Here is an 18,000-nt window from a genome sequence, read left to right as displayed (position 1 = left end):
GATTGATAATAAGAATGAAGAAGATGCAATTTCTCTTCTTCGCTGTAATGCTCATGTTTTTTGCGCATAATAATTACACATTTTATTGTTATTGAATGTGTCTACCTATATCAGCATAAGACAAAAAACTCCTGAGTCTTCCTATTGGAAATAAATAGACACAAATAAAAGAAAAAGATCATATAATTATATGTAAGGGGCAAAGAGATAGGCGGGAAATCCGATGGGAAATGGAAGCGTCAACAAACTTCCGCACGCAAATGTAAGCATTTGCTGGATATAAATGGTAAAGAATAGTTGTAAAACATGTAAAAATCTTTAACGCTATTCGTGCTTGCAAAGTAGAAATAGCATATATTTGCAGCATTGCAAAGTTGAGATAGCAATATAACAGTTGAAATCAACAAAACTAGAATCTAAATTCAATACTGTCGAATATGGAAAGAAAAAGAGTTTACACGTTCGGAAATGGAAAAGCCGAAGGTAAGGCAGATATGAGAAATCTGCTGGGTGGTAAAGGCGCTAACCTTGCCGAGATGAATCTGATTGGTGTACCGGTTCCTCCGGGATTCACGATTACAACAGAAGTTTGTATAGAGTATTACGAGTTAGGCAAAGATAAAGTCGTAGAGTTGCTGAAAGCGGATGTTGAGAAGGCGATCGCTAATATCGAAACGTTAATGAACTCTAAGTTCGGTGATGTTGCCAATCCTCTGTTAGTTTCAGTTCGCTCCGGTGCCCGTGCGTCCATGCCAGGTATGATGGATACGATATTGAACCTTGGCTTGAACGACGAGGTAGTGGAAGGATTGTCTCGTAAGACGGGCAACGCTCGTTTCGCTTGGGACTCTTATCGTCGTTTCGTTCAAATGTACGGAGATGTCGTATTAGGCATGAAACCGACAAGCAAAGAGGATATCGATCCGTTTGAGGCGATCATCGAGGAAGTAAAGAAAGCGAAAGGCGTTAAGTTAGATAACGAGCTTGACGTTGAAGATTTGAAAACATTGGTCTCTAAATTTAAGGCAGCCGTTAAGGCCCAGACCGGACAGGATTTCCCGACTTGCGCTTATGAACAATTGTGGGGCGCTATCTGTGCCGTGTTCAATAGCTGGATGAATGAGCGTGCTATCCTGTATCGTAAGATGGAAGGTATTCCAGACGAGTGGGGAACGGCGGTTAGCGTACAAGCCATGGTATTCGGTAATATGGGCGATACTTCCGCTACAGGCGTTTGTTTCTCTCGTGACGCGGGTAATGGTGAGGACTTGTTCAATGGCGAGTACTTGATTAACGCTCAAGGTGAGGATGTTGTAGCAGGTATCCGTACCCCGCAACAGATTACGAAGATCGGTTCACAACGTTGGGCTGAACGTGCCGGAATCTCAGAAGAAGAACGTATCGCTAAATATCCGTCTATGGAAGAAGCCATGCCGGAAATCTATAAGCAATTAGACGCTATCCAAGAGAAATTGGAAGATCATTATCGGGATATGCAAGATATGGAGTTTACCGTACAAGAGGGTAAACTTTGGTTCTTGCAAACCCGTAACGGCAAACGTACCGGTGCCGCTATGGTGAAAATCGCTATCGACTTATTGCATCAAGGCATGATCGACGAGAAAACAGCGTTGAACCGTATCGAGCCGAATAAACTGGATGAGTTGCTTCACCCAGTATTCGATAAAAAAGCCGAGAAACAGGCGAAAGTATGGGTAAAAGGTTTGCCGGCTTCACCGGGTGCCGCTACCGGACAGATCGTATTCTTCGCTGATGATGCCGCTAAATGGCATGCCGATGGCAAAAAGGTTGTCATGGTCCGTATTGAGACTTCTCCGGAAGACTTGGCCGGTATGGCTGTCGCCGAAGGTATCCTTACCGCTCGTGGAGGTATGACTTCTCACGCCGCTGTCGTGGCTCGTGGCATGGGTAAGTGCTGTGTATCCGGCGCTGGTGCCTTGAATATCGATTATAAGAACAAGACTGTAGACGTCGATGGCGTAACCTTGAAAGAAGGTGATTATATCTCTATCAATGGTACGACCGGGGAAGTCTATGTAGGACAGGTCGAGACGAAAGCGGCAGAGTTGTCAGGTGACTTCGCGGAGCTAATGGCTTTAGCCGATAAATATACAAAATTACAAGTTCGTACAAACGCTGATACGCCTCACGACGCTTCGATCGCTCGTAGCTTCGGTGCCGTTGGTATTGGCCTTTGCCGTACGGAGCATATGTTCTTCGAAGGTGAGAAGATCAAAGCTATGCGTGAGATGATCTTGGCCGAGGACGCTGAAGGTCGTAAGAAAGCGTTGGCGAAGATCCTTCCTTATCAGAAAGAGGACTTTAAGGGTATCTTCAAGGCTATGGCCGGATGTCCTGTTACCGTTCGTTTGCTCGATCCTCCTTTGCATGAGTTCGTTCCTCACGATTTGAAAGGTCAAGAGGAAATGGCTGAGACAATGGGCGTGTCCGTTAAGGAGATCCAAAAACGTGTGGAATCTCTTTGCGAGCATAACCCGATGTTGGGTCACCGTGGTTGCCGTCTAGGTAATACATATCCGGAAATTACGGAAATGCAGACTCGGGCCATTTTAGGTGCCGCTTTGGATTTGAAGAAAGAAGGTATTGAGGCTAAACCGGAAATCATGGTACCATTAACAGGAATCTTATATGAATTCAAGGAACAAGAGAAGGTGATCCGTACCGCGGCCGAAGAGCTATTCAAGGAAGTTGGCGATCGTATCGAATTCAAGGTAGGTACGATGATCGAGATTCCTCGTGCGGCATTGACAGCGGATCGTATCGCTTCCAGCGCCGAATTCTTCTCATTCGGAACGAATGATTTGACTCAGATGACATTTGGTTACTCTCGTGACGATATCGCTTCCTTCTTACCGGTTTACTTAGAGAAGAAGATTTTGAAGGTCGATCCGTTCCAAGTACTAGACCAAAATGGTGTAGGACAGCTGGTTCGTATGGCAACTGAGAAAGGTCGTGCCATCCGTCCGGATTTGAAATGTGGTATTTGCGGCGAGCATGGTGGTGAGCCTTCTTCCGTTAAGTTCTGCCATAAAGTTGGCTTGAATTACGTATCATGTTCACCTTTTAGAGTGCCCATCGCTCGTATCGCGGCGGCGCAAGCGGCTCTAGAAGACTAATCAAGGGGTTGATTTTTAATAGTTTAAGCACACGATAGGCAGGAGGGTGGATTGAGTGATCAATCTACCCTCTATTTTTTTATAGTCATATGGTATAATCTTATATATCAGGATATTGAAGTGGTGGGGAAGGCAACAAAACGACTAGTTTAATCGTTCGTTTTAATTAGTCGTTTGCAAATATCGCAAAAAACATTTACTTATGAAAGTCAAAAAGACTTTAGAATATAATTTTGATGCGGTTTTTTGGGTATTTTACTAAACCTATATGTTCCCTATAAAATAATCGATATAAACGACTAATTAAAACGAACGATTAATTCATTCGTTTTTTATGGCTAAACCCTCTTTTTGCATAAATATAATGAGAACGGATATATATGAAAACGACATTAGGCATAGAGTTCGAGCTTTTTTTTCCTCAGATAAGTCATCGTGCCAAGATCGGCTGCGCAAAGTATGATTTGTCCACTGGGGAAGGAGTGGCGATGGAACAATGGTATCTGAATATGGGTGAAGTTCCGGGAACTCCATTGAGCCAGATAGTAGGCATATATTCCAATGTCAAGCCAGAAGACCGTGAATGCTTGAAAACTTCCTTGAGCCGACTTGTCCACGGAGAAACTGATCATGATCAACGGGAAGCCCGGGTCAAGGATGGCGAGGGATGGAAATGGATTCGTCTGGATATAATGGAGGCGGGTCTGGAGAAATCAAGCCCCATCCTATTACTGATGAATTATGATATATCTGAACTGAAAGCGATGGAAGAACGAATGCTGAAGGCCGAGAAATCAGAGCGTTTGAAATCCTCCTTTTTGGCAAACATCAGCCATGAGATCCGCATGCCATTAAACGCTATTGTCGGATTCTCTTCTCTTTTAGGGGATGAAGAGGATGGTGAGCTAAGACAAGAGTATATTAATCTTATTCAGACCAATAATGAGTTATTATTGGGTATCGTTAATGATGTATTGGATCTGGCTAAGCTCGAGTCTGGTACCATGACCTTTGATTTCATGGAATTTGATCTAAGACAACTTATTGTAGAAACGGTAGCTTCTTTCCAGATCAAAGTACCGAGAGGAGTAGCTTTGACCTATCCGGCATCTTTGGATTCCTTTTTATTACGCTCCGACCGTATCCGTTTGAAACAAGTTCTTGGCAATTTTATAACAAACGCAATTAAGTACACCTCTATAGGTAGCATCATCTTGTCATATCAAGCCATGGAGAACGAGGTTCTGTTATCCGTGACCGATACGGGGGAAGGAATGTCGGAGGAAATAAAACTTCATGTGTTCGATCGTTTTTATAAAGGACGAAACCAAAAGCAAGGCATAGGGCTTGGACTTTCTATCTGCCAAAATATAATTGAAAGGCTGGGAGGGCGTATCGGTGTCTCTTCTGAGCAGGGAAAAGGCTCTTGTTTTTGGTGCACTTTACCAATCTTTCCCCCAAAAGATACCTATTAAATAAAGAAAATACCGTATATTTGTTTTTGAAAGAGAAACGAAAAAACAATTTCTACGTATGGAGCGGTATTTAATTATAAAAACAAGGGATGAGTTGTTGCGCATTAAGATTGGTCAGATCCTTTATTTTGAAGCAGACAGGAACTATACGAAACTATTGTTGTCAAATGGCATCCAATTTACCTTCGCTATAAATATCGGAAAAATAGAAGAGATCTTAGAGAAGCAGGTCGCTGGTTGTAACAAGATATTAATGCGTGTCGGAAAAAGTCATATCATAAATAAAAATCATATCTTACAAATAAATCTCCCTAAGCAGCGTTTATTATTATTGACGGAAGAGGGTAAGCCTAAAGAGTTGGTAATATCCAAGGATCCGTTGAAAGTGCTGAAAGATAATCTTGAGAAGGAGATGGGAAAGCCTCAAGAGGAAGAGGAAAAGGAATAAGACGATGATTATAAAGATAGGAAAAGCAAAAGACAACGATTTTATTGCAAACGATCCTCATGTAAGCCGCCATCATGCCCGTCTGATACGTGAGGATGGTGGCAACTTATTATTGGAGGATACGGGATCTACTAACGGTACGTTCGTGAATGGTGCCCAGATCGTAAAGAAACGTGTTACTCCTACGGATCATATTCGCTTGGGGGATAGCTATGTATTAAATCTTTCCGAGGTGCTTAAATACAATAATGATTATAGCGATGAATTTGCCGCATTGAAAAAAGTCTACGATGATTATATTCAAGCAAAAGTTAAGATTCAATCCTCTAATCAGTTTAAGACCAGATTATTTCAATCCTTACCATTTGCTTTGCCCGGAATAGTGGGGGTCGTGATAGGCTTCTTAGGGAAAGGTAGCCCGGAGCTATTCGGCATCAGCCTCCTGATAACGATTTGTGCCCCTACGGTAGGAATCTATCTAGGAGCCAAGCAGTCGGCCAAGATTCCCCAGCAATTGCAGGATATCGCCAATCAATTTAAGATAGACTATGTTTGCCCGAAATGTGGGACATTCTTGGGTGAGATCCCTTGGGAATCATTGAAAAACCGAAAGCAATGCCCAGTTTCTTCCTGTAAGGCCAAATGGGTGAGAGAATGAGCCTTTTCTTTTCGTATAGTAAAACAGCCTCTTTTGTACATGAAACCCAAATGTTTGATTATAAGAGAGAATAACAAGTTTATTAATCCATTGCTTTTTGTACTTTTGTTTTCGGAATATTAATATATTAGGAACAAAGGTTATGCAAGAAGAGGAATATACATTCGTAACTTTAGACGGCAATGACGTCATGCCAGCGGATGCTGTCATAATAGACGTGGAAGGAGGAGGTGTCGACCTAGGCGACGCCATAGTTATAGACGATAGTAGCATCGAGTCTTTCGATCATTCAGACTTTATAACATTGGCGGACGATACGGTTATGCTTTCCGATACAGATATGATGGATCTGTACTCTACGGATATGGATGGCGCAGATATTTCGTTTATCGTATGATCGCAGTTAAATGTCCACATTGCCATGTAGGATTAAAGGTAGCCGAGGGGAAGATTCCCCTCGGCATTACCTCCTTTAAGTGTCCGAAATGCAAAGAGCCTATTCCTTTGTCCTTATTATCCGAGAAAAGTAATCATCAGGAAGTCGATTCCGATACGATTTTAGTGACACCTGTCAAGACTGGAATCGGCAGACTGACGGTTCTTCCAGACGCCGATACACCTGAACAAGCGTTTCCTCTTCACGAAGGGAAGGTTGTCATTGGCCGGAAGTCGAACGCCTCACAAGCTACGATGCCAATTATCACGGCTGATCGCACGATGAGTCGCGAGCATATTTGCATTGAGGTGAAAAAAGATTCAAAAGGTGGATATAAACATTTCCTTACCGACAATAATAGTAAAAACCATACGTTATATAATAACAGTTACCTAGAGAATGGCGAGGTGGTCGTGCTCAATGATAATGACGAGATTATTATTGGTCGCACCGTCTTACGTTTTAATGAATAAAACTCATTTGTTATGATTATAACGATCGGTAAGCCATGTGCTATTACGGAAAAAGGAGGCAGATCGAATAACGAGGATTCCATTTACCCGCTTCCCGAACAAGTGACCCTTGACCAAAAATTGTTTATGGTTTGCGATGGTGTGGGTGGAGCCGAGAAAGGGGAGGTAGCCAGCTCATTAGCTTGCGAGTCCATACAAACTTTCTTTTCTACGTTCCTAAAGGATGATCCCACGCCAGAGTTTATCCATAAAGCCGTACATTATGCGGAAGTCTGTTTCGACTCCTATGTTCAAGAGCATCCGGAAGCGATGGGTATGGCTACTACGCTCACCATGGCCTATATCGCTTCTTCCGGAATCGTATTGGCTCATATCGGAGATAGCCGGATCTATCATCTGAGGAAGGGGGAGATTTTATATCAAACAGAAGATCATTCATTGGTAAATTCGTTGGTTAAATTAGGTAAGATCACTCCGGAAGAAGCGTTAACCCACCCCCAGCGGAATGTGATTATCCGGGCTATACAAGGCACTCATACTCCAACAGAAGCGGACATTATTACCTTGAACGATATTCAACCCGACGATTTCCTCTTTCTTTGTACGGACGGGGTTCTTGAAAGACTGAAGAATGAAAAGATTGCAGAGATATTTAATGGTCGTTTATCTGTTCCGGAAATAAAGGACGCTCTCATGGAAGCCTGTGACGGCAAGACTCGGGATAATTTTTCTTTTTATATCATACCTATTCAAAAAGTGGAAGATAGCATGGGTTTTAAGCAAAATATTCTCTCTTTTCTTTATTCTTTTATATAAATAACGTACTTTTGGCAGATTAAATGGAATTATTCAAGGTTATGAATCTGCCAGACGGACATCTTCTTCAAAACGGAAAATACAGACTTACTCATGTGGTTGGTCAAGGTGGTTTTGGCATAACCTACAGAGGAGTTTGGTACACAGAGGTTAAAGGATCTTTAGGTACCGTAAAGACGGAGGTCCCTATCTGTGTCAAGGAATATTTCTTCAAGGATTATTGTTATAGAGAACCCGGTTCCCAAGCCGTAAAAGTACATTCGGAGACGGGAAAGGTCTTATTTAACAAGTTCAAGGAAAAACTGATCAAAGAGGCAAAGATCCTATCGGAAGTTCACCATCCCTATATCGTAAACGTGTTGGAGGTTTTCGAGGAAAACAATACGGCTTATATTGCCATGGAGTATATTTCCGGCTTCTCGCTAAAATATATGCTTGAGAAAAACGGGATATTGCCCGAAGCTACGGTCCTTAAATATGTACGGCAAATTGGCGAGGCGTTACAATTCGTTCATGATAAGAGTATCTTGCATCTGGATATCAAGCCTAGCAATATCTTGATCGATAAGAACGGGAACGCCCGCTTGATCGATTTCGGAGTCAGCAAACGTTACGATATCGAGCAGGAAGAGACCAGCACTACGATGTTAACCCTTTCTAAAGGATTCGCATCCATAGAGCAATACGATAACGAAGGAACACAAGTGTTCTCGCCCCGTCCGGATATTTATTCTTTGGGAGCCACGATGTATAATCTGTTAACGGGAACAATCCCTACGGAATCTATACTACGTGCCGCACGTCCTTTGCGAACCCCCTCTGAAATCAATGCGGCGATCAGCCCGAAAACAGAGGCTGTTATCATAAAAGCGATGCAAATCATTCCTGCGGATCGCTTTGAGACGGTGGGCGAGATGTTGGCGTCTTTGGATTTTTCTCAAGCGGAAAAGGAAGTTCAGGTTGTCCCAAGTCCATCTCCCGAGATTGTGAATGAGGAAACAACGGTGGTTTATTCATCACCTGTAGATTCTAAATTAGTAGGATCGGATGATGAAGAGACTGTTGTCAATGTGGCTAATCCACCTGCCGTGGAGCCAATAACAGAAAAGAATAATTCCAAAAAGAGAATAATTCCTATCGGAATCGCTATATTTGTCGTTGTAGGATCCGCTACGGCTCTTTTAGTGCATAGCAATAGGCCCACAAAAGAGGTTGTCGAGAGTATTGATTTACCTTCAGCTGTGGAGCCGGATAGTAATGTCTCAAAAGAAGTAGAAATGCCAGATCACCCAGTTCTACATACGGAACCTCCTATCTCTGAGATAAAGGAAGCGGAGAAACAAGAGCCTCAAGTGGAAGAGAAACGACCTATGGAAACAGAGCATACGATAGAAGAGAATGTTCTCCCGGATCAGCCATCGGAAAATGAGATGAATGAGAAATATAACTCGTTAATCGCCTCCGGTAAGGAAAAAATGGCCAAAGCTGATTATTCGGGAGCTAAGAAAGATTTGTCGGAAGCAAAGGATACGAAACTTACGGAAGAGGTAGTCCGGTTGATCATCGCTTGCGATGAGAAAACCGAGGAGAAACGTATAGCGGACAAAAAGGCCCTGTATGAGGAGAAAATGGCTTTCGGACGATATAAGATCGTACGTAAGAAGTCAAATAACAGATACGGGGCGATCGATTCGAAAGCCGAGGAACGTATTCCTTGCAAATACCTAAGTGTCGGTATCGCGGATAACGGCCGGGCATTCGAACGGGAAGACAATTTGTTTGATATTTATAATTCTGACGGATCATTGATTAGCGAAGGCCTTACTTATTATTGATTGTAATATTATGAACAACTAAACATGTATTTACCTATTATATGAAAAGACTTTGGATATTGATGATATGTGCGGTATTTCCCCTCGGACTGCTGGCGCAACAGCGTACGGAATACAACCGTAAGGGAGATGAAGCGATGAAACGTCTTGATTATAGTGACGCTAAAATGTGGTACGAGGAAGGCGTATCGCAATGCGACGCATACAGTATTGATCAGCTGACTACGATTTGGCTTTCCAACGAGCGAATGCGGCCTTCCATGCGTAGCTTGATGAATAAATGTTTAAACTGCCTGACGGTCAAAGCTACGGAAGATGATCCGGATGCCATCTCTAAATTAATCATTTATTATTCGGAAGGTATCGGAACCCCTAAAAGTGAGGAGCTAGCAACCTATTGGAAAGAATACCAAGAGATGTTGTTAAAGCCGGCGGAACCGGAGGCCCAACCGATAGATTCCGCGGCGGTATCCCCTAAGAAACGAATGGAGTTTTTCGCGGGATACTCGTATTCGATCGAATCTCCTTATGGAATCACGGTAGGAGGTATGGGGCAACGCTTCGGTTGGTATGTCCGTTTCAAGACGAATATGTCTTTTATGAATTATACGGACGAATGTAATAACCAAGGGCAGATTATTAAGTTCTCTAATTCGGAAGGGGAATCTTATGAGCTTAATACAGGTAAATCCTCGAAGACAAATAGCATAGCCGGAACGGCCGGTTTAATCGTAAAATGCTTTCCGTGGTTATATGCCTCCGTTGGTTTGGGATATGGTGAAAGAGCTTTACTACATTCGTTCACGACCCATTCCTATGAAAACTACGATAGTACACGAGAGGTATGGTGCCGGAATATTGATTCCTCATACAAAGGGGTCGCTGCCGAGGTTGACGTGATGATGAAAATAACGAACTCTGTATTTATTAGCGTTGGATGCAATACGGTTAATTTTAAGTACTTGGATCTAAACGCTGGCTTAGGTGTATTCTTTTAATATTGATTATTTATGAAACATATATACTCACTCTTCTCTATTCTATTTGCGGCTTTATTAATGGCCGGATGCGTGAATGATCCGGATATAGATGGTGGCATTCGAAACGCTAAAAAACCGTCTGTTAAGACAGACGAGATATTGAAGTCCACGGCTAGTTCCGTGACAGTATCGGGGGAGGTCTTGCAAGAAAACGGCGCTCCCGTGACAGAGGCCGGTTTTTGTTGGAGCACGGAATCTACCTTTACTGTGATAGAGAAAAATAAAAAAGCCGTATCCAAGCGTAAGGTAAAATATGAGGCTACGATCGAGGGCTTAACCAATGATCTGGATTACTATATCCGGGCCTATGCGATCAATGCGGTAGATACCGCTTATGGAGAGATTTTACCTTTTAAGACGAAAGATGGATTAGGAAGCGTTAAGACCTTATTGCCAGTCAACGTGATGTCTACCTCCGTTCAATGTGGAGGTATGATAACCAAACAAGGGGAAGCCGAAATCGAGGAAAGGGGTATTTACTTAATGCTGAATCCGGAGCCTTCAGCATCCGACTCTACGATTCGTATAGACATGGAAGCCGATTCGTTCTATTGTACGATCTCCGATTTAAAACCGGAAACTACCTATTACGTTAGAGCTTACGCAAAAAGTAAATATGGTGAGTATAACGGGGCGAAAGTCGAGACCTTTAAGACCACGAATGGTCGTCCTGTATTAGATGATAACAAATTCAAGAAAATAGCGACAGAGTTTACCTATGCGGAGTTCTCCATGGAAATAATAAGCGAGGGAGATTCTCCGATCACGGCATGTGGTTTCTGCTTTAGTGCTGATAAATCGCCGACAATAGAAAATGGGGATACGATTATTTGCGGAGCGGGTATCGGAGAATTTGCCGGGAAAATCTATGATATGCAACAGCAGAAAGGGTATTACGTACGTGCTTATGCGACAAACGCTTTAGGTACTACCTATAGCGCAGGCGAAGGTATCCATACGATTCTGGAAAGTGAGTTGCCTACAGTCAATACGAAGGAGGTGTCTACTATTAAAAACGGTACCGCATGGGTAGGAGGAGAGGTCTTAGCCGAAGGTGCCTCACCGGTTACAGAGGCCGGTGTATGTTGGGGAACTAGTCCTAGTCCGGCCTTTGGTAATTGTGAAGGAGCGGTAGCTCTTTCTTCCGGTACACAAGCGTTTACGGGTACGATAAAGGAATTGAGAGGAGGCACGAGCTATTATTTAAGGGCTTACGCTAAAAATAAGAATGGTATCGCTTACGGAGAGGAAGTTCGCTTCCAAACTCCGGATATATTTGGAGCAGGGGCAAGGTTTGAGGGAGCTTTCCGGATACCGGGATCTACCTCTTTCTGTACCTTGGCTAATAGCACGGGATTCTTATTAGGCGGTGACACGGGTAGGGAATACACCGATGAGTTTTGGGGATATATGACCTCTAAGAAAGAATGGTTGCCCTTAAGGTCTCAGCCTGAGAAATTATCGGGCCAAGCATGTTTCAGTATCGGATTTGGCCTATGGACTTTTGGTGGTTTAGATAACACGGGAAAGATATGTGACAGTTTATATGTATACTCCACGTCCGATAATTCTTGGAGTGCCGTACAAACAGACCAGCAACGGCCTAAAGGTATGTATCGGGCGGCATGTTGCAGAATGGAAGATCAGGCGTTCCTCATAGGTGGACGTAGAGGTAACGAACTAATCGATGAAGTCTGGACTTATGAACCGAGCGCTTTCGTTTGGAGCAAGAAATCTAATTTCCCGATTAAACAATACGGCGGAATATCCGTTGTAATTGGTGACCGTATATATGCCGGACTGGGGATTATTAATAAAGCGGATCCTTCTTTGGAATATACGACACAGTTTTGGTCTACAGACAAGAACGCTGTAGCTTGGGAAAAGGAGGCTTCGTTCCCCGGAAGGATGCTTTTATGTGCTATCGCTTATGGTAATTACGTATATGGCGTAGACGGGGACGGTTATATTTGGCGCTATGATCCGGACTCTCAGAACTGGAGCCAGAAATCCCAGTTACCAGCGGCTAACAGGTCTGTACATTGCATGTATGTCTTGGATAATTATATCTATATCGGTTTGGGCAATGCCTCTAACTCATTAATCAGTTACGATCCTACTTGGGATAATTAAAGATGAATAGAACAGCGATTTTAGAACAGATACAGAAGAACGTAGAACGGCTGTCGGCTCCTGATCTACCGGAATACAAATATATCCCGTTGCATCAGAAGCCATCGCCTTCAGTCGCTACGTTGCATGAGATCATGCGCCTATTACGTACGGTTATCTTCCCCGGATTCTTTGGTACGGAACAAGAGGCTCAATTAGGCTCTATCCAATATTATACGGGAGTCTATTTGGAAAAGATCTATGATCTCTTGCAAGAGCAAATATATAATGGACTTTGTTTTGAGGTAGAGCGTTGTTGTGATTCCAAGGACCGGGCTTCCGAGATCTCGATCGCTTTTATTAACCGGATTCCTCATATCAAATATTTACTGTCCACCGATGTAAAGGCCATCTTGGATGGTGATCCGGCAGCCAAGAGCGTGAGTGAGATTATATTCTGTTATCCGGCGGTCTACGCGCTTTTACATCAACGGGTCGCTCATGAATTATTCGAGCTAGGCGTACCGGTACTCCCGCGTATCATTACGGAAATGGCACACTCGCAAACCGGGATCGACATTCATCCCGGGGCGCAGATCGGAGAATATTTCAGTATCGATCATGGAACGGGTATTGTCGTGGGACAAACCGCCATTATCGGAAACCATGTCCGCCTTTATCAAGGTGTGACGTTAGGAGCCAAGAGTTTTACGCTGGACGAGGAAGGACTTCCGATAGATTTACCCCGTCATCCGATCATCGAGGATTATGTGACCATTTATTCCAACGCATCCATATTAGGACGGATCACTATTGGCCGAGGATCTATTATCGGGGGTAACATCTGGCTCACCCATAGTGTACCTCCCAATTCCAAGATATCTCAATCACGTGTCGAAGAAAAATTCACGGAAATATGATATTATTTGAAAGAGATTCCGTATGTTTGTGCAAATGACATTACGGTGTTTTCCTTAAATAATAGAATATGACCATGAACAAAGTAAAGACATTAGATGATCTCAAGAAAATGCGTGAATCTCTTCGTGCGTCTTTGGATCTGCGTGAAAAAAGCAATACCCCTGATCAGCTCGTGCAAATTAAGGTTTCTATGGCCACTTGCGGTATAGCTGCCGGAGCCAAGGAGATAATGAGTTATTTTATCGAGGTTTTAGACCGGCAGAAAATCGATGCGTTGGTAACTCAAACCGGATGCATGGGCTATTGTTATGCGGAACCGACTATCGAAATCAAGCTTCCGGGTCAGGAGCCGTTGGTATTCGGTTATGTTGATAAGGCAAAAGTAGAAGAGATCATAGATAAGTATATCCGTAAGGGTATCTTGGTAGACGGTATCATTCCTGTAACTTACACCACCGTAAAACCCGAATAAGAAATTTAATATCTTACATAAATGGCACAATACACGAATTATATATTGGTGTGCGGTGGCACAGGTTGCCGTGCATCACAAAGCGAGCAGATCATCGAGAATCTGAGAGCCGCCGTCGAGCAATACGGATTAGAGGACACACAAGTGATCCGTACCGGATGCTTCGGTTTCTGCGAGAAGGGTCCGGTGGTTAAGATGATCCCCGATAACACTTTTTACGTACAAGTTCAACCATCGGATGCGGACGAGATCGTACGGGAGCATTTGGTAAAAGGCCGTAAAGTGGAACGGTTACTTTATATGAATCCGGAGACCCGTGAGCTGGTTCCGGACTCCAAGCATATCGGATTCTATAAGAAACAGCTACGAATCGCCCTTCGAAATTGTGGCTTTATCAACCCTGAGAATATCGATGAGTATATCGCTCGTGACGGCTATGTAGCGTTAGGAAAAGCCCTTGTGGAAATGACTCCCGAGGAAGTAATCAAGGAAATCATGGATAGCGGTTTACGGGGTCGTGGGGGCGGTGGTTTCCCCACAGGTTTGAAATGGCAGATTACCCGTAAGGTACAAGCACCTCAAAAATACGTGGTTTGCAATGCGGACGAGGGCGACCCGGGCGCTTTTATGGATCGCTCCATATTGGAGGGCGACCCGCATTCGATTGTGGAGGCTATGGCGATTAATGGATATTGTACGGGAGCTAGCAAAGGTTTGGTATATATCCGTGCCGAATATCCGCTAGCCGTGGAACGTTTGAAAATCGCCATACGGCAAGCGAAAGAATATGGATTGCTGGGCAAGAATATATTTGGGACTGATTTCTCATTCGATATCGAGATCCGGTACGGTGCCGGAGCTTTTGTTTGTGGAGAGGAGACTGCTTTGATCCACAGTATGGAAGGTTTGCGAGGCGAGGCTACCGTAAAGCCGCCGTTCCCTAGTGAACACGGGTATAAAGGTTGTCCGACCAATGTAAATAACGTAGAGACTTACGCGAATATCCCGGTGATCTTGTTAAGAGGCGCTAAATGGTTCAGTAGTATCGGAACGGAGAAAAGCAAAGGAACAAAGGTGTTCGCCTTGGCTGGAAAGGTAAACAATGTGGGGCTGATCGAGGTTCCTATGGGTACGACTTTGCGTGAGGTTATCTTTGGAATTGGGGGAGGTATCAAGGATGGAAAGAAGTTTAAGGCTGTGCAAACCGGTGGCCCGTCAGGAGGTTGCTTGACAGAAAAGCATCTTGATCTTCCTATCGATTATGATAATTTGCTTGCCGCTGGTTCCATGATGGGTTCCGGAGGTATGATCGTCATGGACGAGGATGATTGTATGGTAGCCATGGCTAAGTTCTATCTGGACTTTACGGTCGAGGAATCTTGCGGTAAATGCGCACCGTGCCGTATCGGTAATAAACGCTTACATGAGATATTGCAGAAAATTACGAGTGGAAACGGAGCCGAAGAGGATTTGACCCGTCTAAGGAATCTGGCGATGGTGATTAAGGATACCGCTTTATGCGGCTTGGGACAGACTTCTCCGAATCCGGTTTTATCTACGATGGATAATTTCTACGATGAATATCTGGCGCATGTCCGGGAGCATCGTTGTCCGTCTCATCAATGCCGGGAACTTACTCAATATTTCATCAATCCGGAGAAATGTAAAGGATGTACGCTCTGTGCCCGTGTTTGTCCGGTGCACGCGATTACAGGTGGACGGAAAATTCCTCATATTATCGATCCGCAAGCTTGTATCCGTTGCGGTACCTGTATGGAGAAGTGTAAGTTCGGAGCGATTTATGTCCACTAAATTTATTTATAAGCATGGAAACAATTCAATTAATCATAGATAATAAAGAGGTGGAAGTGCCGAAAGGAACCACCATTTTAGATGCGGCAAAAAGTGTAGGTATCCACATCCCGACACTCTGTTATATGAAACTGGAGGACTTGCACTACGAGAATAATCCGGGAGCTTGCCGTATTTGTGTCGTAGAGATCGAGGGACGTAGAAATCTAGCCCCATCCTGTAAGATGGAATGTACGGAAGGTATGGTCGTACGGACACATACCCCCCGGGTGATGAATGCCCGTAGGACGGTGATGGAGCTGATCCTCTCGAATCATCCGGCGGAATGTCTGACATGTAGCAGCAACGGACATTGCGAGTTACAAAAGATCGCACATGACTTAGGAATCCGTGAGATCCGGTATAAGGGAGAGATGTCCACATTTACGATAGACCGTTCCCCTTCCATTGTGCGGAACATGAACAAATGTATCATGTGCCGCCGCTGTGAGACCATGTGTAATACGATACAGACAGTTGGCGCCTTGACTGCCGTGAACCGTGGATTTAACGCGGCCGTATCGACAGCTTTCGAACGGGATATGGCCGGAAGTACCTGTTCTTATTGTGGACAATGCGTATCCGTCTGTCCTGTAAATGCGCTTAGCGGACGTAATACGCAACAGCCGGTCTTGGACGCTTTGGCCGATCCTACTAAAATTGTTATCGCCCAGACAGCGCCGGCGGTTCGCACAGCGTTGGGACGTGATTTCGGGTATGAGCCGGGTACATTGGTTACAGGCAAGATGGTTTCAGCTTTGCGTCAATTGGGTTTTGATTATGTATTCGATACGGACTTTGCCGCCGACTTGACCATTATGGAAGAGGGAACGGAATTATTACATCGCCTAGGTAGTTACCTGAATGGAGACAAAGAGGTGAAAATACCGTTAATGACGAGCTGTTGTCCGGGTTGGGTTAGCTTTGTGGAACAACATTTCCCCGAGTTACGGGATCATTTATCTACAGCCAAGAGCCCGCAGCAAATGTTCGGAGCGATCGCCAAGAGTTATTTCGCCGAGAAGTTGGGAGTGGACCGTAAGGATTTGGTAGTCGTATCTATCATGCCTTGTTTGGCGAAGAAGTATGAGGCTAGCCGCCCGGAGTTTAGCGTGGAAGGTAATCCCGATGTAGATTATTCGATATATACCCGTGAGTTAGCCCGTTTAATCCGTTATGCGAATATAGATTTCAATGAACTGCCGGATGGTGAGTTCGATCGCCCGTTGGGTGAATCTACCGGAGCGAGCGTGATCTTCGGTACTACCGGCGGTGTTATCGAGGCCGCTTGCCGTACAGCTTATGAATTATATACGAAGAAAAATCTGGATAAAGTGGACTTCGAGGAGTTACGCGGGCTGGAAGGTATTCGTAGCGCTACGATCGATTTTAATGGGACTCCGGTAAAGATCGGTATCGCTCATGGTCTGGGGAATGCCCGCAAATTGATCGAGGAGGTGAAGAACGGTACCTCTCCTTATCATGCGATCGAGGTGATGGCTTGTCCGGGAGGATGTATCGGCGGTGGCGGACAACCGTTCCACCGAGGCCGTATGGAGGTACTTCGCCGGCGTGCCGCCGCCCTTTACCGGGAAGACGCCAACAAACCGCTTCGCAAGAGCCATGAGAATCCGTACATCCAGCAATTATACAGCGAGTATTTGGGAGAGCCTTGCGGACCGAAAGCCCATAAATTACTGCATACCCATTACATAGACCGTAAGGAAGTAATCGGTATGTATATAGAAACCGAAAAAAGTAAATAAGCCATGAATGAGATACATTTGCCTAAAACAAAAGTAGCGGAGCTACATGCGATATGCGCTGAACGCAACAACGATCCCGGGGAGTTGATCAATATCTTGCACGCCGCCCAAGGCTTGTTCGGATATTTACCACCGGAAGTCCAACAGGTTATCGCCGCCGAATTGAATATCCCGGTCTCAAGGGTATATGGCGTAGTTACTTTTTACTCATTCTTTACGATGACCCCCAAGGGGAAATACCCCATCTCGGTTTGTCTGGGAACGGCCTGTTACGTGCGTGGCGCAGAAAATGTTCTGGAAGAAATGCAACGTCAATTGGAAATAAAGGTAGGAGAGACTACACCGGACGGTTTGTTCTCCTTGGATTGCTTACGCTGTGTCGGTGCTTGCGGATTGGCTCCGGTGGTCATGATCGGCGGGAAGGTCTATGGAAGGGTTACTCCCGAGAAGGTACGGGATATACTTTCCGACTACTATCTGAAAGAACAATAGGATATAAAAACACAAGCGGTCACGTAGGTTTTACGTGACCGCTTGTA

Annotated in this window: 15 protein-coding genes; all 15 read left to right on the top strand. The window is 44.4% G+C overall.

Going from position 1 to position 18,000, the window contains the following annotated elements; all coding sequences use genetic code 11:
- Positions 1 to 437 precede the first annotated feature (437 nt).
- The 15 genes from ppdK (at position 438) to NBH07_RS02805 (ending at position 17,953) form a co-directional block, all read left to right on the top strand.
- Positions 438 to 3,158: a pyruvate, phosphate dikinase gene (ppdK, locus tag NBH07_RS02875; protein ID WP_005857062.1), complete on the top strand. Its 2,721-nt coding sequence runs from the start codon at positions 438 to 440 to the stop codon at positions 3,156 to 3,158.
- Positions 3,159 to 3,538: 380 nt separating this feature from the next.
- A complete protein-coding gene (locus NBH07_RS02870; RefSeq protein WP_009017419.1) occupies positions 3,539 to 4,633 on the top strand; it encodes a PAS domain-containing sensor histidine kinase in 1,095 nt (364 codons plus the stop codon).
- 58 nt (positions 4,634 to 4,691) lie between these two features.
- Positions 4,692 to 5,081, top strand: coding sequence for a LytTR family DNA-binding domain-containing protein (locus tag NBH07_RS02865; RefSeq protein ID WP_005857058.1), 390 nt, complete (start codon positions 4,692 to 4,694; stop codon positions 5,079 to 5,081).
- 4 nt (positions 5,082 to 5,085) lie between these two features.
- Positions 5,086 to 5,739, top strand: a complete 654-nt coding sequence (locus NBH07_RS02860) for an FHA domain-containing protein (RefSeq protein ID WP_005857056.1) — start codon at positions 5,086 to 5,088, stop codon at positions 5,737 to 5,739.
- Positions 5,740 to 5,881: 142 nt separating this feature from the next.
- Positions 5,882 to 6,136, top strand: coding sequence for a hypothetical protein (locus NBH07_RS02855; protein ID WP_005857054.1), 255 nt, complete (start codon positions 5,882 to 5,884; stop codon positions 6,134 to 6,136).
- Complete coding sequence (locus NBH07_RS02850; RefSeq protein WP_005857052.1) at positions 6,133 to 6,648, top strand: FHA domain-containing protein; 516 nt, start codon at positions 6,133 to 6,135, stop codon at positions 6,646 to 6,648. The genes NBH07_RS02855 and NBH07_RS02850 overlap by 4 nt, the downstream gene beginning before the upstream one ends.
- 12 nt (positions 6,649 to 6,660) lie before the next feature.
- The gene (locus NBH07_RS02845) at positions 6,661 to 7,464 is read left to right on the top strand and encodes a PP2C family protein-serine/threonine phosphatase (RefSeq protein WP_005862361.1); all 804 of its coding nucleotides are present in this window, start codon (positions 6,661 to 6,663) and stop codon (positions 7,462 to 7,464) included.
- 41 nt (positions 7,465 to 7,505) lie between these two features.
- Positions 7,506 to 9,299 (top strand): serine/threonine-protein kinase, encoded by a 1,794-nt coding sequence (locus NBH07_RS02840; RefSeq protein WP_250833456.1) that lies wholly within the window; start codon positions 7,506 to 7,508, stop codon positions 9,297 to 9,299.
- Between the two features lie 41 nt (positions 9,300 to 9,340).
- The gene (locus NBH07_RS02835; RefSeq protein WP_009017421.1) at positions 9,341 to 10,297 is read left to right on the top strand and encodes a hypothetical protein; all 957 of its coding nucleotides are present in this window, start codon (positions 9,341 to 9,343) and stop codon (positions 10,295 to 10,297) included.
- Positions 10,298 to 10,309: 12 nt separating this feature from the next.
- A complete protein-coding gene (locus tag NBH07_RS02830; protein WP_009017422.1) occupies positions 10,310 to 12,472 on the top strand; it encodes a Kelch repeat-containing protein in 2,163 nt (720 codons plus the stop codon).
- 2 nt (positions 12,473 to 12,474) lie between these two features.
- Entirely contained in the window at positions 12,475 to 13,371 is an 897-nt protein-coding gene (locus NBH07_RS02825; RefSeq protein ID WP_005857041.1) for a serine O-acetyltransferase, read from the top strand.
- 74 nt (positions 13,372 to 13,445) lie between these two features.
- Entirely contained in the window at positions 13,446 to 13,844 is a 399-nt protein-coding gene (locus NBH07_RS02820) for a (2Fe-2S) ferredoxin domain-containing protein (RefSeq protein WP_005857039.1), read from the top strand.
- A 21-nt stretch (positions 13,845 to 13,865) separates the two neighbouring features.
- Entirely contained in the window at positions 13,866 to 15,656 is a 1,791-nt protein-coding gene (locus NBH07_RS02815; RefSeq protein ID WP_009017423.1) for an NADH-ubiquinone oxidoreductase-F iron-sulfur binding region domain-containing protein, read from the top strand.
- Between the two features lie 14 nt (positions 15,657 to 15,670).
- Positions 15,671 to 17,461, top strand: coding sequence for an NADH-dependent [FeFe] hydrogenase, group A6 (locus NBH07_RS02810; RefSeq protein WP_009017424.1), 1,791 nt, complete (start codon positions 15,671 to 15,673; stop codon positions 17,459 to 17,461).
- A 3-nt stretch (positions 17,462 to 17,464) separates the two neighbouring features.
- Complete coding sequence (locus tag NBH07_RS02805) at positions 17,465 to 17,953, top strand: NADH-quinone oxidoreductase subunit NuoE family protein (protein WP_005857033.1); 489 nt, start codon at positions 17,465 to 17,467, stop codon at positions 17,951 to 17,953.
- Positions 17,954 to 18,000: the final 47 nt, after the last annotated feature.

The sequence above is a fragment of the Parabacteroides sp. B2-S-102 genome, from assembly GCF_023656665.1.
Taxonomy (GTDB): Bacteria; Bacteroidota; Bacteroidia; order Bacteroidales; family Tannerellaceae; genus Parabacteroides; species Parabacteroides distasonis.
Note: the sequence above shows the minus strand (reverse complement) of the source record. Positions and strands in the feature narration are given on the sequence as shown.